25 protein-coding genes and 1 pseudogene are annotated in these 24,047 nt (G+C 70.8%); 9 read left to right on the top strand and 17 right to left on the bottom strand.

The genetic code is table 11. The features are described from left to right. Window positions 1-16: 16 nt before the first annotated feature. The 3 genes and pseudogenes from speB to ABEA10_RS31275 form a co-directional block, all read right to left on the bottom strand. The gene (gene speB, locus ABEA10_RS31285; RefSeq protein WP_345470047.1) at window positions 17-979 is read right to left on the bottom strand and encodes an agmatinase; all 963 of its coding nucleotides are present in this window, start codon (window positions 977-979) and stop codon (window positions 17-19) included. A gap of 34 nt (window positions 980-1,013) precedes the next feature. Continuing rightward, window positions 1,014-2,052, bottom strand: a pseudogene (locus ABEA10_RS31280) (aldehyde dehydrogenase family protein). 915 nt (window positions 2,053-2,967) lie between these two features. After that, window positions 2,968-3,750: a Fic family protein gene (locus ABEA10_RS31275; protein ID WP_345470045.1), complete on the bottom strand. Its 783-nt coding sequence runs from the start codon at window positions 3,748-3,750 to the stop codon at window positions 2,968-2,970. 142 nt (window positions 3,751-3,892) lie between these two features. Here ABEA10_RS31275 and acs point away from each other — a divergent pair, with 142 nt between their 5' ends. The 4 genes from acs (at window position 3,893) to ABEA10_RS31255 (ending at window position 8,007) form a co-directional block, all read left to right on the top strand. After that, a complete protein-coding gene (gene acs / locus ABEA10_RS31270) occupies window positions 3,893-5,860 on the top strand; it encodes an acetate--CoA ligase (RefSeq protein ID WP_345470043.1) in 1,968 nt (655 codons plus the stop codon). A gap of 259 nt (window positions 5,861-6,119) precedes the next feature. Then, complete coding sequence (locus tag ABEA10_RS31265) at window positions 6,120-6,551, top strand: phage holin family protein (protein WP_329248163.1); 432 nt, start codon at window positions 6,120-6,122, stop codon at window positions 6,549-6,551. A 5-nt stretch (window positions 6,552-6,556) separates the two neighbouring features. Continuing rightward, the gene (locus ABEA10_RS31260) at window positions 6,557-7,474 is read left to right on the top strand and encodes an alpha/beta fold hydrolase (protein ID WP_345470040.1); all 918 of its coding nucleotides are present in this window, start codon (window positions 6,557-6,559) and stop codon (window positions 7,472-7,474) included. Next, window positions 7,471-8,007 (top strand): DUF309 domain-containing protein, encoded by a 537-nt coding sequence (locus ABEA10_RS31255; RefSeq protein ID WP_345470038.1) that lies wholly within the window; start codon window positions 7,471-7,473, stop codon window positions 8,005-8,007. The genes ABEA10_RS31260 and ABEA10_RS31255 overlap by 4 nt, the downstream gene beginning before the upstream one ends. On the opposite strand, the gene ABEA10_RS31250 is transcribed toward ABEA10_RS31255, so the two are convergent. From ABEA10_RS31250 to nth, 4 genes are all read right to left on the bottom strand, one after another. Continuing rightward, entirely contained in the window at window positions 7,961-8,350 is a 390-nt protein-coding gene (locus tag ABEA10_RS31250; protein ID WP_345470036.1) for a hypothetical protein, read from the bottom strand. The genes ABEA10_RS31255 and ABEA10_RS31250 overlap by 47 nt on opposite strands. After that, a complete protein-coding gene (locus ABEA10_RS31245) occupies window positions 8,351-9,547 on the bottom strand; it encodes a MarP family serine protease (protein WP_425550981.1) in 1,197 nt (398 codons plus the stop codon). 81 nt (window positions 9,548-9,628) lie between these two features. Beyond that, a complete protein-coding gene (locus ABEA10_RS31240) occupies window positions 9,629-10,294 on the bottom strand; it encodes an NUDIX hydrolase (RefSeq protein WP_345470034.1) in 666 nt (221 codons plus the stop codon). Then, entirely contained in the window at window positions 10,291-11,031 is a 741-nt protein-coding gene (gene nth, locus ABEA10_RS31235) for an endonuclease III (RefSeq protein WP_329248182.1), read from the bottom strand. The genes ABEA10_RS31240 and nth overlap by 4 nt, the downstream gene beginning before the upstream one ends. Window positions 11,032-11,238: 207 nt before the next feature. Between nth and ABEA10_RS31230 the strand changes: the two genes are divergently transcribed. Further along, complete coding sequence (locus ABEA10_RS31230) at window positions 11,239-11,925, top strand: Crp/Fnr family transcriptional regulator (protein WP_345470029.1); 687 nt, start codon at window positions 11,239-11,241, stop codon at window positions 11,923-11,925. Between the two features lie 38 nt (window positions 11,926-11,963). Here the strand turns inward: ABEA10_RS31230 and ABEA10_RS31225 are convergent, their stop codons facing one another. Genes ABEA10_RS31225 through ABEA10_RS31205 form a run of 5 tightly spaced genes read right to left on the bottom strand, consistent with a single transcriptional unit; the run spans window position 11,964 to window position 16,377 of the window. After that, the gene (locus ABEA10_RS31225; protein WP_345470027.1) at window positions 11,964-13,115 is read right to left on the bottom strand and encodes a CU044_5270 family protein; all 1,152 of its coding nucleotides are present in this window, start codon (window positions 13,113-13,115) and stop codon (window positions 11,964-11,966) included. Window positions 13,116-13,129: 14 nt separating this feature from the next. Continuing rightward, window positions 13,130-13,555 carry an RNA polymerase sigma factor gene (locus ABEA10_RS31220; RefSeq protein WP_345470025.1) on the bottom strand — a complete coding sequence of 142 codons (426 nt, stop codon included), beginning with the start codon at window positions 13,553-13,555 and terminating at the stop codon, window positions 13,130-13,132. 43 nt (window positions 13,556-13,598) lie between these two features. Next, window positions 13,599-14,753 (bottom strand): N-methyl-L-tryptophan oxidase, encoded by a 1,155-nt coding sequence (solA, locus tag ABEA10_RS31215; RefSeq protein WP_345470023.1) that lies wholly within the window; start codon window positions 14,751-14,753, stop codon window positions 13,599-13,601. Then, window positions 14,753-15,520 carry an MBL fold metallo-hydrolase gene (locus tag ABEA10_RS31210; RefSeq protein ID WP_345470021.1) on the bottom strand — a complete coding sequence of 256 codons (768 nt, stop codon included), beginning with the start codon at window positions 15,518-15,520 and terminating at the stop codon, window positions 14,753-14,755. The genes solA and ABEA10_RS31210 overlap by 1 nt, the downstream gene beginning before the upstream one ends. Window positions 15,521-15,540: 20 nt before the next feature. Next, window positions 15,541-16,377, bottom strand: a complete 837-nt coding sequence (locus ABEA10_RS31205; protein ID WP_345470019.1) for an NUDIX hydrolase — start codon at window positions 16,375-16,377, stop codon at window positions 15,541-15,543. 298 nt (window positions 16,378-16,675) lie between these two features. Here ABEA10_RS31205 and ABEA10_RS31200 point away from each other — a divergent pair, with 298 nt between their 5' ends. Then, window positions 16,676-17,677 carry a transposase gene (locus ABEA10_RS31200; protein ID WP_345470253.1) on the top strand — a complete coding sequence of 334 codons (1,002 nt, stop codon included), beginning with the start codon at window positions 16,676-16,678 and terminating at the stop codon, window positions 17,675-17,677. A gap of 149 nt (window positions 17,678-17,826) precedes the next feature. On the opposite strand, the gene ABEA10_RS31195 is transcribed toward ABEA10_RS31200, so the two are convergent. From ABEA10_RS31195 to ABEA10_RS31180, 4 genes are all read right to left on the bottom strand, one after another. Beyond that, window positions 17,827-18,285: a RidA family protein gene (locus tag ABEA10_RS31195; RefSeq protein WP_345470251.1), complete on the bottom strand. Its 459-nt coding sequence runs from the start codon at window positions 18,283-18,285 to the stop codon at window positions 17,827-17,829. A gap of 88 nt (window positions 18,286-18,373) precedes the next feature. Further along, the gene (gene sp36 / locus ABEA10_RS31190) at window positions 18,374-18,529 is read right to left on the bottom strand and encodes a Sp36 family protein (RefSeq protein ID WP_285584477.1); all 156 of its coding nucleotides are present in this window, start codon (window positions 18,527-18,529) and stop codon (window positions 18,374-18,376) included. 28 nt (window positions 18,530-18,557) lie between these two features. Next, complete coding sequence (locus ABEA10_RS31185; RefSeq protein WP_345470017.1) at window positions 18,558-19,535, bottom strand: TY-Chap domain-containing protein; 978 nt, start codon at window positions 19,533-19,535, stop codon at window positions 18,558-18,560. A gap of 72 nt (window positions 19,536-19,607) precedes the next feature. Then, on the bottom strand, window positions 19,608-20,567 hold the full coding sequence (locus ABEA10_RS31180; protein WP_345470015.1) for a slipin family protein: 960 nt from the start codon (window positions 20,565-20,567) through the stop codon (window positions 19,608-19,610). A 125-nt stretch (window positions 20,568-20,692) separates the two neighbouring features. On the opposite strand from ABEA10_RS31180, the gene bagA reads away from it, so the two are divergent. Then, a complete protein-coding gene (gene bagA, locus ABEA10_RS31175; protein ID WP_345470013.1) occupies window positions 20,693-21,688 on the top strand; it encodes an ATPase BagA in 996 nt (331 codons plus the stop codon). Next, on the top strand, window positions 21,685-22,824 hold the full coding sequence (gene bagB, locus ABEA10_RS31170; RefSeq protein ID WP_345470011.1) for an ATPase BagB: 1,140 nt from the start codon (window positions 21,685-21,687) through the stop codon (window positions 22,822-22,824). Before bagA ends, bagB begins: the two co-directional genes overlap by 4 nt. 63 nt (window positions 22,825-22,887) lie before the next feature. Here bagB and ABEA10_RS31165 read toward each other — a convergent pair whose 3' ends face one another. Next, entirely contained in the window at window positions 22,888-23,196 is a 309-nt protein-coding gene (locus tag ABEA10_RS31165; RefSeq protein WP_285584468.1) for a WhiB family transcriptional regulator, read from the bottom strand. Between the two features lie 238 nt (window positions 23,197-23,434). Here ABEA10_RS31165 and ABEA10_RS31160 point away from each other — a divergent pair. Continuing rightward, on the top strand, window positions 23,435-24,047 hold a 613-nt coding region (locus tag ABEA10_RS31160), incomplete at its 3' end, for a transglycosylase domain-containing protein (protein WP_345470005.1).

Here is a 24,047-nt window from a genome sequence, read left to right as displayed (position 1 = left end):
ACTCCTCGGTCGTTCTTCAGGGCCGTCCGCCGTCACGGCCCACGGCGAGGACGCTGAGCAGTTCGTAGGCGACGTGCGCCGCGGCGATCCCGGTGATCTCCGCGTGGTCGTAGGCCGGGGCCACCTCGACGATGTCGGCTCCGACGATCTCGGCACCGGCCAGTCCCCGGAGCGTGGCCAGCAGTTCCCGGCTCGTGAGGCCGCCGGCCTCCGGCGTGCCCGTACCGGGGGCGTGGGCCGGGTCGAGCACGTCGATGTCGACCGACACGTACACCGGCCGGTCGCCGAGCCGCGCCCGCATCCGCTCGACGGCGGCGGCCGTCCCGCCGGTCTCGTAGTCGTCGGCCCGGATGATCTGGAACCCGAGCACGCCGTCGTCGGTGAGGTCCTCGCGCGAGTACAGCGGGCCGCGGATCCCGACGTGCATGCAGTGTTCGGGATCGAGCAGGCCCTCCTCGGCGGCCCGGCGGAACGGGGTGCCGTGCGTGTAGGGGGCGCCGAAGTAGGTGTCCCAGGTGTCCAGGTGGGCGTCGAAGTGCAGCACCGCGATCGGGCCATGGTCGCGGTGCAGCGAACGCAGCAGCGGCAGCGCGATGGTGTGGTCGCCGCCGATCGTCAGGAGCCGGGCGCCCTCGGCGCGCAGCTCGTCCGACCGCCGCTCGATCGTGTGGATCGCCTCGCCGATGTCGAACGGGTTCACCCCGATGTCACCGGCGTCGGCGACCTGCTGGAGCCCGAACGGCTCGACGTCGAGCGGCGGGTGGTAGGGCCGGAGCAGCTTCGACGACGCGCGGACGTGGCCCGGTCCGAAGCGCGCGCCCGGCCGGTAGGAGACGCCCGTGTCGAACGGCACGCCCACGATCGCCACGTCCACCTGGTCGACCTGGTCGGTGCGCGGCAGGCGCGCGAAGGTGGCGGGCTCGCCGTAGCGCGGGATCTGCGTCGCGTCCACCGGCCCGATCCTCGGTGCGTCCGTCATGAGTCGCAGCCTCCAAATGCAGATAGGGGACAGGTCACTCGGCGTCCTCGCCGAACGCCGACATGACGTGCTTGACGCGCGTGTACTCCTCGACGGAGTAGAGCGACAGGTCCTTGCCGGATCGCGTCGGCCTCGCCGGCACAGGTCTGCACGGTGACCACCGGCCCGAAGAGCTCGGTACGGCCGAGCTCGTCGGCCGCGGTGATCCCGTCGACCACCGTCGGCCGGTAGAAGTACCCGGGCCCGCCGGCCGTCTCGCCGCCCTCGATCACCTTCGCGTGCGACGGCGTCCGCGCGACCAGGCCGGCGACGTGCGCGAGCTGGGCGGGATTGTTGAGCGGTGGGATGGCCAGCGTGCCGTCGCCGGTCTCCTCCGGCGACAGCCTGATCGCGCGCACCCGGTCCACGAGCGCGGCGACGAACGCGTCGTGCGCCCGTTTCGCGACGATCACCCGGGTGGCCGCGGTGCAGTCCTGACCGGCGTTGAAGTAGCCGGCGAAGCCGACCGCCTCGGCGGCGGCCTCCAGGCCGGCGTCCTCGAAGATCACCACCGGCGCGTTGCCGCCGAGCTCCAGGTGGGCGCGTTTGACGGTGTCCGCGGCGGACCGCGCGACGGCCCGGCCCGCCGCCGTGCTGCCGGTGATCGAGACCATGGCCGGGACCGGGTGCGCGGCCAGCGCGGCGCCGGTGTCCCGGTCGCCGCACACGACGTTGAGCACCCCGGGAGGCAGGGTGCCGGCGAAGAGCCCGGCCAGGTAGACCGCGCTGGCCGGGGTCGTGTCCGAGGGCTTGAGCACGATGGTGTTGCCCGCGGCGAGCGCGGGGCCGATCTTCCACATCGCCATCAGCGCGTCCGCCATGCGCAGCAGGTGGCCCATCCGCTCGGCGGGCGTCGTCCGCCGCCACCCGCCGAACGCGCGCGCCGCCGCCGCGCAGGCCCGGTCGATCTCCCGGGCGTCCGACCGCGGCGCCTCCGCGTACACCTCGCCCGTCGCGGGGTCGACGATCTCCGTCTGGTCGCCCGCCATCGAGACGAACTCCCCGTCGACGAAGTTCGCAAGCTCCATGGACATCAGGCTAGGAAGCCGGTCGCCCACCCCGCGTGGTACGAACCGGCCCAGCCGCCGGGCCCGGTTGTGCAGTCCGGACAACGTCCGGGCGCCGGGCGTGGCCACAGGCGGTCAACGGTCCGCGAGACCGCGCGGACGAGCCGCCGCGGCCGGAATGACCGGTGAGAAAAAGGCGTGGAACACCGCACGGCCTGCGAAAACGAGGCGACCCCCGCCGGGGGGGAGAGCGGGGGTCGCCGTACGGTCCGGCTCTGGGGGGGTAGAGCCGGTCCCGTTTTTCCGAGGGAAGTCTGTTAGCCAACCTAAATCGGAAGACAGGCCATCGTCAGCAAGAACGTATACCTAGCTTCCCCAGTGTATGCAGATTCGACATATGTTGCCCCATCACCGTCCGTTGCGTCGAGAGGCGTTCTATTTCAAGAAGCCTCCAGGACACCGTCCCCAAGACATATTCGGACATACACCACCTGTGTCACAGCGTGAACACCGACCGCGAGTTCCGCAGCGTAGCGGCCGAGTGCGCGTCGGTTCTGAACGCGGCTTGACCGAACCAGGCGGAACATAGATCACTCTAGGTAACCGCTTGACCTGATGGCGGGAACGACACGCCCCTTCCACCCCCACGTGACATCAACACGGCGAACATCCGGCGAACGCCCCGTGCCGGACCCACCGTACAGGGCTTGTCATCTGCGGGAATTCGGCGTAGACAGGTGACAAGGACGTATAGTCCGAGCACGGCAGCCGGGCACCCACGCGCGACCAGCCGCGGTAGGCGTGTCGAGACGGGCTTGACCCGGTCCGACTGATGAAGGTGCACGCTTGGTAACCCGGTCTGACGTGACGGCGAGCGACGTTCCCACGGGAACGCCGCTCGCTTTGCTTGCACCCTCAATTTCGTAAATTCGGGCATTAAGCTCATCTGCGTGTGAATGCCTCGCAAACCGCCAAGGCATCCCGGGCACCAAGTGCGGTCGCCTCCGCACAGTGACGCACCCATTGCGCCACCCCCGACGGAGCGCCCGAGACATAGGCGCGGATCGCTTCGCCATAAGCGGATCCGAGTTCCACATGCCCTACTTCCGGTGCCGCCAGCGACTTCGGGTCCAAACCCCGGTCGATCAGCGTCAGCCGTGCCGCCGCCCGCGCCACCAGGCCGTCCGCCGAGCCGAACGGCCGCAGCGCCAGCAGTTCCCCTTCGGCGACGGCGGCGACCACCAGGGCCGGAGCCTCGGTCGGCGCCGTCAGCAGGTCGCTCAGCGACGACAGCCGGTCCGCGACCTCCGACGGCGACGGCGGTGATCCCAGCACCAGCGGGTCCGTGGCCTCGAGCGACGCACGGGGACGTCCCAGCTCCTCCGTGTCGGAGCCGGAGACGGCCAGGACGTGCAGCCGCGCCAGGGCCTGGCGCGGCGCCACCCGCCACGTCGGCGCCAGCGACCCCAGCGACGCCGACACTCGCAGCGCCCCCTGGACCAGCGGATCCTCCACCAGCCCCGCCCGTACGTCCTCGAGCGGCGCCGGCGCACCCTCCAGCTCCGCGGACGCGCGTGCGCCGCGCAGGGCCGACTCCGCCGAGACCTCCGCGCTCCGCCGCCGTAGGATTCGATGACCGAGCAACCGGTCCACCGCCTCCCGCGCCGAGGCGACGGCCTCGGAAACCCCGGACAACGCCGCGACATGGGCAAATGGGTCGTTCATTCGGATGACCCTAATCGGCGGTCAGCGGGTACCCTGCGCGGGGCCCGGTGACACGGGCCGCTGCCCCTTGTCACCACCGGCGTAGAACTGCTGGAGTGGCTAGATAGACCACCGACTCACCCATTGGCTGAAGGAGCGCACCGTGGCGCAGGAACCCCCAACCGAAACCCTGTCCAACCTTCTTCAAGAGAGCCGGCGGTTCGCTCCCCCCGCAGAGCTGGCCGCGGCGGCCAACGTCACCGAGGCAGCCTACGGCGAGGCGGCGGCGGACCGTCTGGCGTTCTGGGAGAAGCAGGCGGAGCGGCTGCACTGGAACACCAAATGGGACAACGTGCTCGACTGGTCGAACCCCCCGTTCGCCAAGTGGTTCACCGGCGGGCAGCTCAACGTCGCGTACAACTGCGTCGACCGCCACGTCGAGGCGGGCAACGGTGACAAGGTCGCCTACCACTGGGAGGGCGAGCCCGGCGACACGCGGACGATCACGTACGCCGACCTCAAGCGCGAGGTCAGCAAGGCCGCCAACGCCCTCACCGAGCTGGGCGTGAACAAGGGCGACCGCGTCGCGATCTACATGCCGATGATCCCGGAGACCGTGATCGCGATGCTGGCCTGCGCCCGGCTCGGCGCGCCGCACACCGTGGTCTTCGGCGGCTTCTCCTCCGACGCGCTGCGCAACCGCATCGAGGACTGCGACGCGCACATCGTGATCACCGCCGACGGCGGATACCGCCGGGGTGCCCCGAGCGCCCTCAAGCCCGCCGTCGACGAGGCGATCGAGGGCCTCGACCACGTGCGTAACGTTCTCGTCGTCCGCCGTACCGGCCAGGACGTGGCCTGGAACGACGACAAGGACATCTGGTGGCACGAGTTCGTCGACCGGCAGAGCGAGGAGCACGAGGCCCAGCCGCACGACGCCGAGCACCCGCTCTACGTCATGTACACCTCGGGCACGACCGCACGTCCCAAGGGCATCCTGCACACCACGGGCGGCTACCTCACCCAGGTCGCCTGGAGCCACCACGCGGTCTTCGACCTCAAGCCCGACACCGACGTGTTCTGGACCGCGGCCGACATCGGCTGGGTGACCGGGCACTCCTACATCGTGTACGGACCGCTGGCCAACGGCGCGACGAGCGTGATGTACGAGGGCACGCCCGACACGCCGCACAAGGGCCGCTGGTGGGAGATCGTCGAGAAGTACAAGGTCACGATCCTGTACTGCGCGCCCACCGCGATCCGCACGTTCATGAAGTGGGGCGCGGAGATCCCGGCCGAGCACGACCTGTCCTCGCTGCGGCTCCTCGGCTCGGTCGGTGAGCCGATCAACCCCGAGGCCTACATCTGGTACCGCACGCACATCGGCGGCGACCGCACCCCCGTCGTCGACACGTGGTGGCAGACCGAGACCGGCGCGCTGATGATCTCTCCGCTGCCGGGCGTCACGCACGCCAAGCCCGGTGCCGCGATGCGTCCGCTGCCCGGCATCGAGGCCGACGTGGTCGACGACCAGGGCAAGCCGGTGCCGGACGGCGGCGGCGGGTTCCTCGTGGTCAAGGAGCCGTGGCCGTCGATGCTCCGGACGATCTGGGGCGACGACGAGCGGTACGTCAAGACGTACTGGTCCCGGTTCGACGGGCTCTACTTCGCCGGCGACGGCGCGAAGAAGGACGAGGACGGCGACCTGTGGCTGCTCGGCCGCGTCGACGACGTCATGCTCGTCTCCGGCCACAACATCTCCACGACCGAGGTCGAGTCGGCCCTGGTCTCCAACCCGAAGGTCGCCGAGGCCGCGGTCGTCGGCGCGACCGACCCGACGACCACCCAGGCGATCGTCGCGTTCGTGATCCTGCGCGGCGACACCGTGGACGACGGCGAGGCGCTGGTCGCCGAGCTGCGCAACCACGTGGCCAAGCACCTCGGCCCGATCGCGAAGCCGCGCCAGATCATGATCGTCCCCGAGCTGCCCAAGACCCGCTCGGGCAAGATCATGCGCCGCCTGCTGCGCGACGTCGCCGAACACCGTTCGCTCGGCGACGTCACCACCCTGACGGACAGCACGGTCATGGACCTGATCAAGGAGAAGCTGCCGGCCCAGAAGGAGGACTAGACACGCCGGTGGCGGGCCGGGATCCGGGCGTGACGCCCGGGCCGCCAGTACGCGACACGGGAGGGCGTGGCCGGTGGGCCGCGCCCTCCCGCGCGTGTGCGGCACCGTTACGGGGAATCCGAAAAGGGATGGTCACGACGCGTGACGCCGGACAGGGCTAACCTCTGACGAGGCGGTCTTCGATCACTCAGGCTTCGATCACTCCGGCCGCCGTCGCCCGCGCCCGGGGACGCGTCGTCCCGTACGGAGGAGGAGAACCATGACGGAGGTACGGTCCGACGGGCAGCTCGAGGACAAGTCGCTCGGCGAGCTGGTCGCCATCGCCACCGGGAGCGTCTCCCGCCTGGTCAAGTCCGAGATCGAGCTGGCCAAGCTCGAGCTCAAGGACGATGCCAAGAAGGCCGCCCTCGGCAGCACGCTGTTCGCCGTCGCGGGGCTCATCGGCGGCATCGTGGTGATCCTGGTGTCGATCGCCGCGGCGCTCGCTCTGATGACGGCCGGCATCTGGGGTTGGGCGGCCTTCCTCATCGTCGCCGGCGCGTACGTCGTGCTCGCCGCGATCCTCATCGGGATCGGCCTGTGGCGGATGAAGAAGATGACCGGCGTCAGCCGGACACGCCGCACCATGAAGGACGACATCGCCATGCTGCGCCGAGGCAACGACGAGTCCAAGCCCGCCCTCACCGAGTAGGTGTCATGTCCGACGAATCCGCCGTCCTGATCGAAGGCCCCTGGCGGCATCGGTCGGTGAGCGCGGGCGGCACCCGCTTCCACGTCGCCGAGCTCGGCGACGGGCCGCTGGTCCTGTTCGCGCACGGGTTCCCGGAGTTCTGGTGGACCTGGCACCGGCAGCTGGAGACGCTGGCCGCGGCGGGATACCGCGCGGCAGCCGTCGACCTGCGCGGGTACGGCGGGAGCGACAAGCCGCCGCGCGGGTACGACCTCGTCACGCTGGCGGGCGACGTCGCCGGCCTGGTGCGTTCGCTGGGCGAGGCGAACGCCACGGTCGTCGGCCACGACTGGGGCGGCCTGCTCGCCTGGACGATGGGCGTCTACTACCCCAAGGTCGTGCAGCGCCTCGTCGCGGTCTCGACCCCTCATCCGCTGCGCCTGGGCCACTCGCTGCTGACCGACCTGCGCCACCAGGGCTGGGCGGCCCGCCACGCGCTCGGCTTCCAGCTGCCGATCGCGCCCGAGAAACGCCTGGTCAAGGACGACGCCGCCCTCGTGGGCGAGCTGCTGCGCGACTGGTCGGGGCCGGGCTGGCCGGACGCCCGTACCGAGGAGGTGTACCGCACGGCCTTCCAGATCCCGGCCGTCGCCCACTGCGCGCTGGAGTACCACCGCTGGACGATCCGCTCGCTCCTGCGCCCGGACGGCATCCGCTACTCCCGCCGCATGCGCGCTCCGATCCGTGTACCGGTGCTGCACCTGCACGGCGCGCTCGACCGTTCGGTGCTGCCGCGCAGCGCGCAGGGCTCGGGCCGCTACGTCGAGGCGCCGTACCGCTGGAAACTGATCGAGGGCGCCGGACACTTCCCGCACGAAGAACGCCCCGAGAGCTTCGACAAGGAGCTCCTCGGCTGGCTGTCGGACCCGGAGCCGGACCGATGATGGACCGCGACGAGACACGCCGGACCCGCGACGAGGCGGACCGCGGCCGCGACGCCCGCGACCGCGACGAGGCGGGCCGGGCCCGCAACGCCCGTCCCCGGGACGCGTACGGCCGCCCGCTCCCCCACGGCGCGCAGGGCGAGGAACGGGTGCCGGACGACTACGTGGCGCCGCCGGAGGAGGCCCTGGCCGAGGCGCAGCGCCTGCTCGACGCCGACCGCCCGTTCCACGCCCACGAGGTGCTGGAGGCCGCCTGGAAGGCCGCCCCGGACCCCGAGCGCGAGCTGTGGAAGGGCCTGGCCCAGATGGCGGTCGGCTTCACCCACGTACGGCGCGGCAACGCCCAGGGCGCCCAGGCCCTGCTCCGCCGCGCCGCCGACCGCATCGCGGCCTACGACCCGGCCCCGTACGGCATCGCCGCCGGGTCCCTGTCCGAGCGCGCCCGTACCCTGGCCGACCGTATCGGCCGAGACGGCCTGACGTCGGTCACCGTCGACGACCTAGCCCCACGCCTGGTACAAGACGGCGAATAACCGGTACGGTGACCGGCTTGCGGGCCAGGAGGAAGGCTCGCGGCAGGGACTCGCCCTCCTGGCGTTCACGGAACACGCGCGTGGTCACCGTGAGGCCCGCCCTCGTCATCTCGTCGGCGAGGAGCTCCGGCGGGCGCAGGTGGTAGTCCAGGGCGATCTCGTGGCCGAACGCCTCGGTGCGGTGAAGCCGCTCGTCGCCGACCAGGACGGCGATCAGCACGTGGCCGTCCGGCTTCAGCGCGCGTTCGAGCGGCTGGTCGGCCAACTCGTCGTGGAAACGCTCGGCGTAGCGCCCCGCGATCGTGTCATAGGCCGTACGCGTGGCCTCGAGGAAACCGGTCATTCAGTCGGAGCAGGACTGGGTCGAGACCTCGTGGACCGCGTTCACGCCCGCCTGGGCGTCGGGGGCCACCTCGGCGGCGGTCAGGACGTAGCCGGTGTCCTTGTTGTCCAGCGCGGCGGCGAAGACGACGCCGTAGACCTTGCCGTTCGGGGCCAGGAGCGGTCCGCCGGAGTTGCCCTGCTCGACCAGGGCCCGGATCGCGTAGATCTCGCGGGTGACCTGGCCGGAGTGGTAGATGTCCGGGCCGCGTGCCTTCTGCTTCGCGCGGATGCGGGCCGGGCGGGTGGTGAAGGGGTGGTTCTTCGGGAAGCCGGCCACCACGGCGTCGTCGCGCGTGTGGGCCGTGCCGTCGAACTTCAGCGTCGGCAGGGACAGGCCCGGCACGTCGAGGACGGCCACGTCGCGCTTGTAGTCGTACAGCACCACCCGGCCGCTGAACGTGCCGCTGCCCATGGTGAACACCCGGGGGTTGGAGTCGACGCCGGCGACCACGTGGGCGTTGGTCATCACGCGGCCCGGGGCGTACACGAAGCCGGTGCCCTCGATCTTGCGCTGGCAGCTGCGGGCGGTACCGATGATCTTGACGATGCTCTTGCGGGCCTGGCGCAGCTCGGGAGTGTTGAGGATCTTGTTGTCCGGGGGCGGGACGTCGACGATCGACTCGCCGCCGAGCCCGCCGAAGACCTGCGGGAAACCGGTCTTGGAGACGAACCCGCGGAAGGAGGAGAACCAGGTCTCGGCCTGGTCGGGCATGAAGGCGTTCACGCCGTGCAGGATGGTGGAGTCCTTGACCTGCGTGCGCGGCCACACGAACGGCGAGGTGACCAGCGAGGTGCCGATCAGCCACGCGACGATCAGGACCGCGACACTGCTGACGCACGCGCCGCCGACCGCGTCGACGCTGCGGGCGGAGTCCCACGTCACACGGCTGCGCAGGGCCGAGCCCACCGAGGAGGCCAGCAGCTGGCCCAGCGTCGCGGTGAGGAACGGGATCACGATGGCCAGCAGGGCCTGCTGGGCCGGGCCGTCGACGACCGCCTTGACGATCGGCGGCGCGATGAGCATGCCGACGATGACGCCGCCGACGAAGCCCACGAAACTCAGCGAACCGACGATGAAGCCCTGTCGGTAACCCGAGATCGCGAACAGAACGACGAGCGCCAGAAGAATCAGATCGAGAAGGTGATCGCCCAGCACTGGTTCACCGTATAGCGGAAAGGCCGTCGCGCACGTCCCCTCGGCGGACCAGATCCGCTCCGGCAGCGTACGTATGCGGGACTACTCGCGTTTGCCGAGCTCGATGACCTCGGACGGAAGCTCTTCGACGCGGCTCTTGTCCCATGGGCGTTCCCAGCCTCCGACCTGGAGTACGCGGTGAAGAATCCCGGCGGTGAATCCCCATACGAGCATGCCACGAGCGCGGAAGGCGGGCCCCAGATGTCCGGAGGGACCGCGGATCCGCAGCCGGTTGACCGGGTCGGCGAGCTCGGAGATCGGCACGCGGGCCACCGAGGCGACCTCTCCGGGGTCTCCGGCGGCGATCGCGGACGGCTCGCGCCACCAGGCGACCACGGGGGTCACGCGGTAGCCGCTGTGGGAGACGTAGAGCTCGGGCATGGTCGCCAGCACGGCGACGCCGCCGGGGTCGAGGCCGGTCTCCTCGGCCGCCTCGCGCAGCGCGGCGCCGACCGGTCCGTCGTCGCCGGGGTCGATGCCGCCGCCCGGGAAGGCCGGCTGCCCGGCGTGCTTGCGCAGCGTGTCGGCGCGCTGCAGGAGCAGCAGGTCGGGACCCTCCGGGCCCTCACCGAACAGGACGAGGACCGCGGCGGCGCGTGCGCCGTTGGCGGGCGGCCTCAGCTGCTCGGGCACCTCGGTGGCGGGCGCCGCTGCCACGAAGTCGCGCAACCACTCCGGGCAGTCCGGAACGTCGAACGCGCGGGTCACGAGAACGGACCCGGCCGGACCAGCTTGCTCGCCGTCTTCTCATCCGTCGGCCCCTCGCCGAACGACGGGCAGAGCGGCGCGAGCGGGCACGCACCGCAGGCGGGCCGCCGCGCGTGGCAGATCCGCCGGCCGTGCCAGATCAGGCGGTGCGACAGGATCGTCCAGTCCTTGCGCGGGATCAGCTCGCCGACCTCGTACTCGATCTTGACCGGGTCGGTCTCGGTGGTCCAGCGGAACCGCCTGACCAGCCGGGAGAAGTGCGTGTCCACGGTGATGCCGGGCACGTCGAAGGCGTTGCCGAGCACGACGTTGGCGGTCTTGCGCCCCACTCCGGGCAGCTTGACCATCTCCTCGAGCGTCCGGGGCACCTCGCCGCCGAAGTCGTCACGGATCGCCGCGGACAGCCCCATGACGGACTTGGTCTTGGCGCGGAAGAACCCGGTCGGCTTGAGGATGCCCTCGACGTCTTCGGGGTCGGCGGCGGCCAGATCCTCGGGCGTTGGGTACTTGGCGAACAACTCCGGAGTCGTCAGGTTGACCCGCTTGTCGGTGGTCTGCGCCGAAAGCACCGTGGCGACCAGCAGCTGGAAGGGGGTCTCGAAGTTCAACTCGCAGTGAGCGTCGGGATAGGTCTCGGCCAGCACTCGGTTGATCTTCCGCGCGCGCCGCACGAGCCCCAGACGCGTCTCCGACTGCCACTTGCGGGCTCGCGCTCGTGGGGTCACATCCGTCGCCATGCCTGCCAGGGTAGAGCGTCGGGACGGGGCCGCGACCACGGTTCCGCATCGCGCCGGTGCCGCGGGCCCCGCAGGGCGGGCCGTACGAACCGAATGACGGTAATCCCTGGTCGGCACGGACGGAACGTGAGAGTAAAAGGGGGGCCGCGTCACGTTCACACTGCGACGTGCGTCACACTTATGGTCGTAGGTTACCGAGGAGGAAACGTGAACGACCGCGACGTCGAGGTGCTCGGCCGCGCGCCGCTCTTCGAGGCGCTCGACGAAGAGGGATCGAAGGCGCTGCGCGCGACGGTCACAGAGGTGCACCTGTCACGTGGTCAGACGCTGTTCTCCGAGGACCAGGAGGGCGATCGCCTCTACGTCATCCTCGAAGGCAAGATCAAGCTTACCCGTACGGCCCCCGACGGCCGGGAGAACCTCCTCAGCGTGTTGGGACCGAGCGAGATGTTCGGCGAGCTGTCGCTGTTCGACCCGCGGCCCCGTACGGCGAGCGCGATCGCGGTGACCGAGGGACGGCTGGCCGCGCTGAGCCACAGCGACCTGTGGCCGTTCCTCAAGGGCCACCCCGAGATCGGCATCCACCTCCTGCGCGCGCTGGCCCAGCGGCTGCGCCGCACCAACGAGATCATGGCCGACCTGGTCTTCACCGACGTGCCGGGCCGGGTCGCCAAGGCCCTGCTCGACCTGGCCGAGCGCTTCGGCCAGCCGACCGAGACCGGCCTGCACGTCCACCACGACCTGACGCAGGAGGAGCTGGCCCAGCTCGTCGGCGCCTCCCGCGAGACGGTCAACAAGGCCCTGGCCGACTTCGCCCAGCGCGGCTGGCTCCGCATCGAGGCCCGCGCCGTGCAGGTCCTCGACATCGAACGCCTCCGCAAGCGCTCCCGCTGACGGCAGGGCCGCCCGGTGCAGGCGGTCCTTCGCTCTCGTCAGGGACGGGCGCCGAGCGTGTTCACCCAGCCCATCGCCTCGTACGTCATGGTCAGATCGGGCGACCCGCGGCGCCCGGACTCCTGGGCGAGAAGCCGCCCCGTGCTCGGATCGACGATCAGGCGGATCTCCGAACCGTCCCTGGCCTCGGCCGCCGATCCCGCGGTGAGCGTCACGCCGCGACGGCCCAACGCGTCGGTGGCCGGGCCGAGGGAGTGGACGCCCGGCAGCCCGGCGAGCACGCGGTAGAGCGCGGCTCGGGCGCCCGGTGTGAGCGGCCCGGCGAGCAGGTCCTGCGCCTCGCCGAAGACGTACTGCGTGAAGTCGCCGACCGCCGGCTCGCCGTCGTGCCGTTCGGCCGACCGGTTCTCGTGCCCGAACCAGATCCGCAGCGTCCGCTCCAGGGCGGCCGGGTCGGCGGGCAGCCTCATCAGGGCGTCAACGGTCTTGTCGCGCTGGGTGACGCTGAGCTTCACCTTCGAGAAGTCGTAGTTGCCCACCTGCGGCCTCTCGGACTCGTCCAGCCCCCACCGCCGCTTGGCGCCGGCGCTCAGCCGCTGCCACTTCGCCTTGTCGGCCGGTGAGGCGAAGCGGATCGCCCGGTCGATCCCGGTGATCGTACGGTCGTGGCGGTCGCGGCCGGACCAGCTGTCCTCCGTCTGGGAAACGTACGCGCTGAGCGGCGGTGACTGAGGTTTGCGCGGAGGCGCGCCCTTGGAAAGCTTCTTGGCGATCCTCCTCTTCTGCGCGGCGGTCAGGCTGACGGGGCTCAGGAATGAGGTCTCGCGTTCCCGGACGTACCAGTAGGCGCCCGTGGTGGCCGGTGCCTTGGCGGCGCTGTCGGCGCTGGCCAGGAGCACCGAGCGTGCGTCCATGGCCGGCACGGGCGCCGGCCGGCCGTGCCCGCCCGACCCGTCCGTGGCGACGATGACACCCGCCGCCGCAGCGGCGACCGCCCCGGCGGCGAGTGTCGCCACCAGCAGGCGCGGCATCCGGCGCCGCGCCGTGCGTGCGGGAGCGGCCGCGTCGGCGCCGTCCCACGCGGCGGCCAGATCCCGGTCGCGGCGGCGAGCGTGCGCCTCGGCGACCAGCGTGTCCAGGTCGGCCGGCCGGAGCGTACGGAACATGTCGTCGGCGTTGTGCTGCTTCATCGGGACTCCAGAGCTCATCGGCTCGCCTGGTCGGCGACGCGGGAGGCGGGACGGTGGGTACGGGGGGTGGGCGCGCTGTCGATCGCTCTGGTGAGGCGGCGGCGCGCGCGGTGCAGGCGGACGAAGAACGTCGCGGTCGAACAGCCGACGACCTGGGCGGCCTCCCGTGGGGCGAGGCCATGCCACATGACGAGCGACAGCAGTTCGAGGTCGTCGTCGGGGAGCCGCGCGATCGCGGCCAGCGCGCTGTCCCGCTCGACGACGTGATCCGCGACGTCCCACGCCACCAGGTCCGCGCCCGTGGTCAGGGCGCTGATCCGGTCGACCAGCGCACGGCGCCGCAAGCCGTTGTCCCGCTGCTTGAGCAGCAGGTTGCGGGCCACGCCGAGAAGCCAGGGCAACGCCGGCTCGCGGTTTCGGTGAGTCGGGGGACCTTTCACCGTTACTTCCGTGGACCCCCGCCCACCTTTAAAAAAGTCCGGACTACTGCTCGGCCGCGAACCGTGCCGGGTCGAGGAAATCCACCGCACAGTACGGGTCCTCGCCGGTCACCAGCTGGGCGAGCAGCTCACCGACGCCGGCCGCGTGCTTGAAGCCGTGCCCGCTGTCCCCGCCCGCCACGACGAGACGGGACCGTCCGGGAGGCCGCCCGACCACGAACTGGCCGTCGGCCGAGTCCGTGACCATGCACGGGATGACCTTCGCCGGCCGTGGGTCCAGCCCCGGGAACGCCGCCGCGACGGCGGCGGACAGCTCGTCCAGATCGCGGGCCGGATGGATGTACCGGTCGAGCTCTTCCGGGTCGACGACCTCCTGCGGCTCGTCGCGGTGCAGGCCGACCTTGACGCCGAAGTCCTCGTCGGAGCCGTGGCCCCACAGCCCGTCGCCGTTCTCCCGGCGCCAGATGAACGCGGGAAAGCGCGCGAGGGTGAAGTCCTGCGACGCCGGATCGCGCGGTGCGAACCAGTACAGCGGCGTGCGCCGCGGCTGGAGCGGCAGGCCGGGCACGAGCGTGCCCAGCCAAGCGCCGGCCGCCACGACCACCTGCGCGGCGCGGAAGGCGACCGTCGGCGTCCGTACGGTGACGCCGTCGTCGTCGGCCTCGATCCCGGTGACCATCGTGTGCGGGTAGACGTCGGCACCCAGCCGTCGCGCGGCGGCGACGTGAGCCCGTACGCTCCGCTCGGGGTAACAGATCCCCGCCCCCGGGTCCCACACGGCGACGTCACCGGGCGCGAGGCCCGCGTACTGTGGCTGCCGCGCGACCAGCTCCCCATGGCTCAGGGACGACACGGGCACCCCGGCGGCCGCGGCGGCCTCCAGCGAGCCGCGTACCGGCCCGCTGTCCGGCGCGCCGGCGCTGAGGCAACCCGTCTGGCGTACGAGCGTCTCTCCGACCTGTTCGCCCAGCGACGTCCACAGCTCGAGAGTCTTCAGCGCGATCGGCGGCAGCCCGGGATGCTCCTGACATGCGACGCGGAACAACCGGGTCTGACCGTGCGAGGAGCCCAGGTGGTGGCCGATGGCCTGGCGTTCGACGCCGGCGACGTCGACGCCCCGGTACGCCAGCCGCCACAGCGCCGCCGAGCCGAACGCCCCCAGCCCGACCACGACGACGTCCTTGCGCAGCGTCTCCATCAGGGCGAGACCCCGCGTTCGGCGAGGTACTCCAGCTGCGCCGCCACCGATGACTCGGCGACCGGCCACAGGGAGCGGTCCACGTCGACGTACACGCGTTCCACCACCTCCCGGGCCGTACGGGCGCCGGCGGCGAGTGCGTCCTCGACCTGCTGGAGGCGTTCGCGACGGTGGGCGATGTAGTAGTCCAGCGCGCCCACCGGGTCGTCGAGCTTCGGCCCGTGACCCGGCAGGATCACCCGCGTGCCCTCGGCCATCGCGCGCAGGCGGTCCAGGGAGGTCAGGTAGTCGCCCAGGCGATGCACCACCGTCGTGCCGCGGCCCAGGACGGTGTCGCCGGTCAGCACCGCCTGGTCGGCGGGCAGCCAGAACGTCAGCGAGTCCGGCGTGTGCCCCGGCGTCTGCATGACCCGCAGCTCCAGGCCGTCCAGCTCCACCACGTCGCCCTCGGCCAGGCCCTCCTCACCGAGCCGCAGCGCGGGGTCGAGCGCGCGTACGGGCACCCCGCCCACCATCGACGCGAACGTACGGGCGCCCTCGGCGTGGTCCGGATGGCCGTGCGTGAGCAGCACGAGCGCCACCGGGCCCGCCACCTCGGCGACCCGGCGCAGGTGCCCCGCGTCCTCCGGCCCCGGATCGATGACGAGGGACCGCGCGGCACCCGGCTCACGCAGCACCCACGTGTTGGTGCCGTCCAGGGTCATCTCGGAAGGGTTCGGCGCCAGCACGCAGAGCGCCCGCTCAGTCCCCATCCCGTCGATGCTCATTGGTCGCTCGCCCTCCTCGCTCACAGGCTGACCCCCTCGGGCATGACCAGGTACACGCGGCCGTCGATGACGCGGGCGGAGGGTACTCGGGGCTGGATCGTACGGCGCGCCGCCAGCACGGCGGCCACGGAGTCGTACGCGGCCAGCTCGGTCAGCGTCACCAGCGTCGGCGGGAGCATCGGCATGTCGCCCCGCCGGGCGGCTTCCGCCGCTTCGCCCGGCCGGATCCACAGGACCCGGTCGGACTCGGTGCTGACGTCGCGGGTGTGCTGGCCCTCCGGAAGAGCGGCGACGAAGAACCTCGTGTCGTAGCGGCGTTTTTCGACCTCCGGGGTGATCCAGTGCGCCCACGGGCGCAGCAGGTCGCCGCGGAGCACGAGGCCGCGCCGGGCGAGCAGCTCGGCCAGCGACGACGACCGGTCCAGCAGTGCCTCCCGGTCGGCCTCCCAGTCGTCGGCGCTGGTGTCGGGCACGATGGCGTCCTCGGCCGGACCGGCCAGCAGCACACCCGACTCCTCGAACGTCTCGCGTACGGCGGCGCAGACCAGCTCGCGGGCGATCGTCTCGTCGGCGCCGAAGGCGGCGCCCCACTCGGCCGGGGACGGCCCGGCCCAGCCGATCGTGACGTCGCCGTCGCGCCGGTCGACCGACCCTCCGGGGAAGACGTAGGCGCCCGGCGCGAACTTCATCGACGACACCCGTCGCAGCAGGTAGACGAGGAGCCCGGCCGGGGAGTCGCGGAGGAGGATCACGGTGGAGGCGTCGCGCGGCGTCACCGCCTCCACCCTGCCCTCGCTGATGTCTCGTGCGCGTTCGGCCAGGCCATCGGGCAGCCGGAAGCCGGGTGAGTCCGCCAAGGCGCCTCCTCGCTCAGGACGGTCCCCTGCCGACAGGGGCGTACCGACCGAAATCTAGTGCTGTGGCAGGGCAATGTTCACCCTGTTGTGGTGTGGGCCTTCCCTCCGCGAAGTGTGGACACCCCGTGTGCTGCGTGGAAGCGGTTGGGGAGCTGCGTGGGCTTGTCAGGTGGCGTGGCCGCTGTGTGTTCGCTCTCGGGCGGGTGTCGATCAGGTGGTGAGGGCTACCGAAATTCTTGTCGTATGCACCTGCTGTAATCGCCTGGTGCCTCGACGTGATGAAGGTGGGTGGGTGGTCATGCGGACCGCCCGCATCGGTCTGCGTACCTCTGCCAGGGAACGGCGCCGGTGTTTCGGATTGCTGGTCGCGGCAGGGGACGTGTGGGCGTGCGCGCTGGATATGAACCGCTGGCGACGCCAACGCGGCCTGCCGCCGATCGTGGGGTATCAGGCGTTGTGCCGGGAGTTGTCGGCTGCGGGGCCGGGCACGTTCGGGGAACTGGACACGGTCGGAGCGCGGTCGGTGCTGCGGCGCAGCAGTGACGCCTGGTTCGCCACCGCCAAACGCCGCAAAAACGGTGACGGGTCGGCGCGGTATCCGCGGCGGAAACGCCGGTTGATGCCGGTGCGTTACTACCACGGCACGTTCACCCTCGATGGGCAGCGGTTGCTGCTCCCGGCCGGTCGCGGGAACCCTCCGTTGTGGGTCCGGTTGGACCGGCCGGTCCCCTACGAGGCGGGGCAGGTGCGGTCGATCACTCTGGTGGCCGAGGCCGGCGCGTTGTTCGTCGATGTCACCGCCGAAGTCCCCATCACCGCCTATCCACCAGAACGGCAACCCGATCCTCACCGCGTGGCGGGAGTGGACCTGGGAGTGATTCACCCGTTTGCGGTGGCGGGCCCGGACGGGGAAGGGCTGGTGCTGTCGGGCCGGGCGATCCGCGCCGAAACCCACCTGCACCTACGTGACACCAAACACCGGCAGCGAGCGATGGCACGCCGGGCGCCCGAACCCGGACGGGTCGGGTCACGACGATGGCGGAAACACCGGGCCCGGCAGCGCAACGTCGAGGCTCGGCACCGGCGGCGGGTCCGCCGAGCCCAACATGAAGCCGCCAAAACCGTCGTCGACTGGGCGGTCGCACGCCGGATCGGCACCCTGACGGTCGGGGACCCGCGCGGCGTCCTGGCCCTCAAGGCGGGGCGAAGGCACAACCGGCGGATCCAACACGTTCCCGGTGGTGATCACGCACCGTCGAGCCGGACGGCACCTGCCCGGTGCCGGACGGTCCCGGCGTGACCCCCGACGGTCCCCCCATCACGGCACCGCCGCGGGGCCCCATGGCCGGCCGTGGCCCGCCCCACCAGAAGTGGGGAGTCGCTCGCCCACCACAGCGAGGATCAGCCAACCCCGCCTCCCCAACGAGGCAGACGTTGACTGACACGGCACTATTCGACTTCGGCGATCAGCTCTACCTCGACCGGGGCGTTCCGTGGCAGCACCGCGACGCCGACCGCGCTGCGGGCGTGCCGTCCCGCGTCGCCGAACACCTCGCCGAGCAGATCGCTCGCTCCGTTGATCACCTGCGGCTGGCCGTAGAAGTCCGGCGCGCTGGCCACGAAACCGACGACCTTGACGATGCGCCGTACGCGCGACAGCTCGCCCACCTCGGCCCGTACGGCGGCGATGGCGTTGAGCGCGCAGACCTTGGCCAGCTCGGCGGCGCGTTCGGGGTCGATCTCGGCGCCCACCTTGCCGGTGGCGGTCAGCTCGCCCTTGACGACCGGCAGCTGCCCGGAGGTGTAGACGTACGCGCCCGAGCGCGCCGTCGGCACGTACGACGCCAGCGGCGTGGCGACCTCGGGAAGCTCAAGACCCAGCTCGACGATCCTCTCCTCGGGTCTCATGGTCACGCTCCCCTCCTCACTCGCTCCGCGGCCGGCTCGTCCCTCACCGGCCACTCCGCTCGCTCGTCGGCTCGCCGCTCCGGCGTACTCACGCCTTCTCCCGCTTCAGGTAGGCGACGAGGTTCTCCGGGTTGGGGCCGGGAATGACGGTGACGAGCTCCCAGCCGTCGTCGCCCCAGTTGTCGAGGATCTGCTTCGTCGCGTGCACCAGCAGCGGCACGGTCGCGTATTCGTAGCGTGTCATGAGCGGCACTCTAACCGTCCCGGCGGCGTCACTCCGGCCGCAGGCCCAGCTCCGGTCCGAGGTAGTCGGGGTCCTTGTCGGACCCGTTGCGGAACGTTCTGAACCGCAGCTCCGCCGGGGACTCGCAGCCGAGTGCCCGCAGCGCCCCCACGGCCTGCGTGGCCAGCGGTCCGATGTCCGCCCACACCGCCGGCTCGCCGAGCGTCCACTCGGCGACGTCCGGGTAGTGCTGCCGGACCCTCCACCCGATCTCGAACATCCGCCGCTCGCGTTCGGTCAGCTCGCCGTCCGGCTCCGGTGGGCACGCGGGATCGAGTGCGGGGTCGAGTGCGCCGGTCGCGATGGTGCCGTTGTAAGGGTGGGTCATGAACTGCACGGTCGTCGTGCCGCGCGTCGGGCAGGTGATCAGCACGGCTGCGTCGGTGGGAAGGGTCTGCAGCACCCAGTCCAGCCGCCGTCGCAGATCGTCCCAGTCGGTGCACTGCTCGGCGGCACCCCGGGATGAGGGCCGCTCGTCACGGTGCCGGAGCCTGTACGGAGCGGTGATGGGGCCGTCGTCGCCCCAGGCCCAGCAGCGCACGCGCTCCTCCGGCACGGCGAGCACGTCACGGAGCGCGCCGACCACGCTCTCCGCTCGGCCGGCGAGGAACTCTTCGTCACTCTCGTACCACCTCCAGCCGATGGTCCAGGTCGGCGTGATCGGCGAGGTGCCGATGCTCTCCAGGGCCCAGCCCAGCGCCTTGAGGCGTTCCTCCTGGTCGCCGGACAGCCCACGGGCGTCGAAGACCTCCGCGACGACGTAGCGCTCCATGAACTTGCTCAGCACGACGTACGCCCCGGTCTCCGGGTCGCCCAGCCGCCAGCGGGCGCCGTCGGCATCGCCGCCGTCCAGGTATTTGGTCACGAGCGACGTGGCGCCGCTGTCGGGGTACGGCGAGGCGAGGATGTCCCAGACCGAACCCGGTCCGGCCTGTTCGCCCGCGCTGTCGTCGGTAGCCGCGTTCATCCGGCGATGGTGGCAGCAACGCCCGAAATGCCGCCCGACAATCGCGCGTACTCGTGAGTATTGCCGGTGCCCCTACTGCGGAGGCTGCTTCGGCGACTCGATGCCCGGGTGTTGAATGGGCGCCTCAGCCTCCAGGCCCGGCACGGGCGGAACGTCATCGGCCGAGCCGATGGACGAGGGCTCGTCGGCCTTGGCGAGGTCCTCCTCGGCCTTGGCCAGGCGTTCGGCCAGGTCGGGCCGGTGGCCCTCGGCGCGCTCCGGCTGGCCGGCGCCGGCCGCCCGGTCGAAGAACCGCAGCAGTTCGACGGGGAAGGGCATGACCAGGGTGCTGTTCTTCTCGGCCGCGACCTCGACGACGGTCTGCAACAGGCGGAGCTGGAGGGACGCCGGGTCCTGGGCCATGACCTCGGCCGCGGCGGCGAGACGCTTGGACGCCTGGAACTCACCGTCGGCGGTGATGATGCGCGCCCGCCGCTCCCGCTCGGCCTCGGCCTGACGGGCCATCGAGCGCTTCATGCCCTCCGGCAGCGAGACGTCCTTGATCTCGACCCGCTGGACCTTGATCCCCCAGGGAGCCTCGGTGGCCTGGTCCATGATCCGCTGCAGTTCGACGTTGATCGTCTCGCGTTCGGAGAGGAGTTGCTGCATGTCCGACTGGCCGATGACGGACCGCAGGGAGGTCTGCGCCACCTGGGAGACCGCCCAGTTGTAGTTCTGCACGTTGACGATGGCCTTGACCGGGTCGATCACCCGGAAGTAGACCACCGCGTCCACCCGCACGCTCACGTTGTCCTGTGTGATCCCGTCCTGAGCGGGCACACCCATGGCGACCGTCTGCATATTGACCTTGGTCATCCGGTCGACCGCGGGAAAGATCAATGTCAGCCCGGGCGCACGGAAGTGCGGCTGCACCTGGCCGAGACGGAACACCACGCCACGCTCGACCTGCTGCACGACCTTGACGGACGAGACGACGATGAGCAATACGAAGAATGCGAGGACGCACAGGAGAATGATCGCCGCTTCAGCCACGAGGCTCACCTTTCTGACGGCCACTTCCCTCTATGTCCGACACTAGCCCTTCACGTGGTAGGCGTGTCAGACGTCACTTGCACTCGCCGGGAACCGGCCTCGAACCGGACGATAACCTCGCAAGAGTGAGGGCGAGAGACACCGATTGGGACGGCGTGCGCCTGCACGTGGTCACCGGCAAGGGCGGCACCGGGAAGACGACGATCGCCGCCTCGCTCGCGCTGGCCCTGGCCGCCGGGGGCCGTAAGGTCCTGCTCATCGAGGTCGAGGGGCGCCAGGGCATCGCCCAGCTGTTCGACTGCCCGCCGCTGCCGTACGAGGAGCGCAAGGTGGCGATCGCGCCCGAGGGCGGCGATGTGTACGCCCTGGCGGTCGACCCCGAAGAGGCGATGCTCGAGTACCTGGAGATGTTCTACAACCTGCGGCGGGCCGGCAAGGCGCTCACCCGCCTGGGCCTCATCGACTTCGCCACGACGATCGCGCCCGGCCTGCGTGACGTCCTGCTCACCGGCAAGGCCAGCGAGGCCGTGCGCCGCAAGGACAAAAAGGGCCACTTCATCTACGACGCCGTCGTGATGGACGCTCCGCCGACCGGCCGCATCAGCCGCTTCCTCAACGTGAACGCCGAGGTCGCCGGGCTCGCCAAGGTCGGACCGATCCGGCATCACGCCGACACCGTGATGAAGGTCATCCGCAGCCCCGAGACCGCCGTGCACTTCGTCACGCTCCTGGAGGAGATGCCCGTCCAGGAGACGGTCGACGGCATCGCCGACCTGCGCCGGATCGGCCTGCCCGTCGGCGGCCTGATGATCAACATGGTCCGGCCGCCGATGCTGCCCGAGGCCGACCTCGCCGCCGCCCTCACCGACGAACTGGACCTCGAGACCATCCGCATGGGCGTCAAGGCGGCCGGCGTCGAGGACGACGCCGCGGAGATCGCCCAGGCGCTCGCCGCCGAGGCCGCCGACCACGCGCGGCGCACGACCTTGCAAGGACGCGAGATGGCCCGGCTCACCGACGCCGACGTGCCGCAGTACGAGCTGCCGCACCTCAGCGACGGCATGGACCTGGCCGGGCTGTACGAACTCGCCGAGGAGCTCAGAAGGCAGGGGGCGGCGTGAAGGTCCCTCCGGTGTTCGACATCGACACCCTCATCGACGATCCCGACACGAAGATCATCGTGTGCTGCGGGTCCGGCGGCGTGGGCAAGACCACGACCGCGGCGGCCGTGGGCGTACGCGCGGCCGAGCGCGGCCGTGACGTCGTCGTGCTGACCGTCGACCCGGCGCGGCGGCTCGCGCAGGCGCTCGGCCTGACCGAGCTGGACAACACCCCGCGCCCGGTCGAGGGCGCCGAGGGCGACCTGCACGCGATGATGCTCGACATGAAGCGCACCTTCGACGAGATCGTCGAGGCGCACGCCGAGCCCGAACGCGCGCAGCAGATCCTGGCCAACCCCTTCTACCAGTCGCTGTCCTCGAGCCTGTCCGGCACGCAGGAGTACATGGCGATGGAGAAGCTCGGCCAACTGCACCGCTCCGGCGACTGGGACCTCATCGTCGTGGACACGCCGCCGTCACGCTCGGCGCTGGACTTCCTCGACGCGCCCGAGCGCATGGGCCGGTTCCTCGACGGACGGCTCATCAAGCTGCTGATGGCGCCGGCCAAGGCCGGCGGGCGGTTCGGGATGAAGGTGGTGACCGCCGGGTTCGGCATGTTCACCAGCGTCATCACGAAGGTGCTCGGCGGTCAGCTGATCCGCGACATGCAGACGTTCGTGCTGGCCTTCGACACGATGTTCGGCGGCTTTCGCGAACGGGCCGAGCAGACCTACAAGCTGCTTCAGGCACCGGGCACGGCGTTCCTCGTCGTGGCCGCGCCCGAACCCGACGCGCTGCGCGAGGCGTCGTACTTCGTGGAGCGGCTCGCCGAGGAGCGCATGCCGATGGCCGGTCTGGTGGTCAACCGCGTGCACCGCTCGGACGCCTCACACCTGTCGGCGGTGCGCAGCCAGGCCGCCGCCGAGACGCTGGAGGCGCGCGGCAGTCACCGGCTCACCGCGTCACTGCTGCGGCTGCACGCCGAACGCATGCACATCACCGCGCGGGAGACGCGGCTGCGGGAGAGCTTCACGTCGTCGCACCCGAGCGTGCCGGTCGCGACCGTCGGCGCCATGGCCGAGGATGTCCACGACCTGGAGGGTCTGCGCGCGATCGGCAGTGACCTCGCCGGTGAGGCCACCGAGCCCGCGGCATGACGATGGCCCTCGCGGCATGACGATGGCCCGACCGCCCTCGTGGCGGCCAGGCCGGACGATGAATCAGCTCGCGACGAGCTCTTCTTCTGGGTCCTGAGACCGCTCGTACTGCTCCTTGGCGGTCTCGAGCAGCTCACGCCACGACGTAACGTCGGGACGCCGACGCAGCAGCGCACGACGCTCGCGCTCGGTCATGCCGCCCCACACACCGAACTCGATGCGGTTGTCGAGGGCGTCCGCGAGACACTCGGTGCGCACTGGGCAGCCACGGCAGATCAGCTTCGCCCGGTTCTGAGCGGCGCCCTGCACGAACAACGCGTCGGGATCCGCGTTACGGCAGGCGGCGCGGGCGGTCCAATCAGTGATCCACATCTTGGCCCCACTCCCCTTGGTCGGTTGTCGTTGCGAGCCCAGGCCGGACGGGCGCGGACGTCAGGCCGCCATACGAAAGCCGTGGGGAAGAACTTACGGAACGACGGGAGGATTCAACAGTCCCCGATGGGCCCATTCTCGAAATAGCCCCTCCGGGCCATCCGACGGCAACGAACTAGTCATCCGTCTGCGGTGACCTGTGCCAAATGTACGTCTCGTCCCGCGTAACCTATGGGGCGTGACGGGTGCGAGGGAAGATCGAGAGCGTGTGATCGTCAAGCTGCTGCGACTGCTGGGCGCGGCTGCCTTCGCGGGAGTGCTGGTCGGCCTGCTGGCGCTGCCGGGTGTGGGCAGTGTGGGAATGGCGGCGCGGGACGCGTCGGACAACTTCCAGAACATGCCGGATGACTTCAGTCTCTCGCCTCCGCCGGAGCGGAGCACGGTGTACTCCGCCGACGGTGAGGTCCTCGCGGTGTTCTATGAGCACAACCGCGAGTCGGTGAGTCTCAACCAGATCGCCCCGATCATGCAGAAGGCCGTCGTCGCCATCGAGGACGACCGGTTCTACGATCACGGCCCGCTCGACTTCAAGGGCTCCTTCCGCGCGCTCGTCACCAACGCGCAGGACGGCGGGATCAAGCAGGGCGGCTCGACCCTGACCCAGCAGTACGTCAAGAACCTCCTGGTCGAGAACGCCAAGAACGAGAAGGAGGCCCAGGCCGCGAAAGCCCCCAACTTCGGGCGGAAGCTCCGCGAGTTGCGGTACGCGGTCAACGTCGAGAAGCAGCTGACCAAGCAGCAGATCCTCGAGGGCTATCTCAACATCGCCTACTTCGGTTCGGGTGCGTACG

Origin of the sequence: Actinoallomurus oryzae (assembly GCF_039541955.1) — a bacterium.
Taxonomy (GTDB): domain Bacteria; phylum Actinomycetota; class Actinomycetes; order Streptosporangiales; family Streptosporangiaceae; genus Actinoallomurus; species Actinoallomurus oryzae.
Note: the sequence above shows the minus strand (reverse complement) of the source record. Positions and strands in the feature narration are given on the sequence as shown.

What these genes read in the sequence shown, in the direction of transcription:
- speB (WP_345470047.1), bottom strand. Translation starts at nt 979, where the DNA reads ATGACGGACGCACCGAGGATCGGGCCGGTGGACGCGACGCAGATCCCG.
- ABEA10_RS31275 (WP_345470045.1), bottom strand. Translation starts at nt 3,750, where the DNA reads ATGAACGACCCATTTGCCCATGTCGCGGCGTTGTCCGGGGTTTCCGAG.
- ABEA10_RS31265 (WP_329248163.1), top strand. Translation starts at nt 6,120, where the DNA reads ATGACGGAGGTACGGTCCGACGGGCAGCTCGAGGACAAGTCGCTCGGC.
- ABEA10_RS31260 (WP_345470040.1), top strand. Translation starts at nt 6,557, where the DNA reads ATGTCCGACGAATCCGCCGTCCTGATCGAAGGCCCCTGGCGGCATCGG.
- ABEA10_RS31255 (WP_345470038.1), top strand. Translation starts at nt 7,471, where the DNA reads ATGATGGACCGCGACGAGACACGCCGGACCCGCGACGAGGCGGACCGC.
- ABEA10_RS31250 (WP_345470036.1), bottom strand. Translation starts at nt 8,350, where the DNA reads ATGACCGGTTTCCTCGAGGCCACGCGTACGGCCTATGACACGATCGCG.
- nth (WP_329248182.1), bottom strand. Translation starts at nt 11,031, where the DNA reads ATGGCGACGGATGTGACCCCACGAGCGCGAGCCCGCAAGTGGCAGTCG.
- ABEA10_RS31225 (WP_345470027.1), bottom strand. Translation starts at nt 13,115, where the DNA reads ATGAAGCAGCACAACGCCGACGACATGTTCCGTACGCTCCGGCCGGCC.
- solA (WP_345470023.1), bottom strand. Translation starts at nt 14,753, where the DNA reads ATGGAGACGCTGCGCAAGGACGTCGTCGTGGTCGGGCTGGGGGCGTTC.
- ABEA10_RS31210 (WP_345470021.1), bottom strand. Translation starts at nt 15,520, where the DNA reads ATGAGCATCGACGGGATGGGGACTGAGCGGGCGCTCTGCGTGCTGGCG.
- ABEA10_RS31200 (WP_345470253.1), top strand. Translation starts at nt 16,676, where the DNA reads ATGCGGACCGCCCGCATCGGTCTGCGTACCTCTGCCAGGGAACGGCGC.
- ABEA10_RS31195 (WP_345470251.1), bottom strand. Translation starts at nt 18,285, where the DNA reads ATGAGACCCGAGGAGAGGATCGTCGAGCTGGGTCTTGAGCTTCCCGAG.
- sp36 (WP_285584477.1), bottom strand. Translation starts at nt 18,529, where the DNA reads ATGACACGCTACGAATACGCGACCGTGCCGCTGCTGGTGCACGCGACG.
- ABEA10_RS31185 (WP_345470017.1), bottom strand. Translation starts at nt 19,535, where the DNA reads ATGAACGCGGCTACCGACGACAGCGCGGGCGAACAGGCCGGACCGGGT.
- ABEA10_RS31165 (WP_285584468.1), bottom strand. Translation starts at nt 23,196, where the DNA reads ATGTGGATCACTGATTGGACCGCCCGCGCCGCCTGCCGTAACGCGGAT.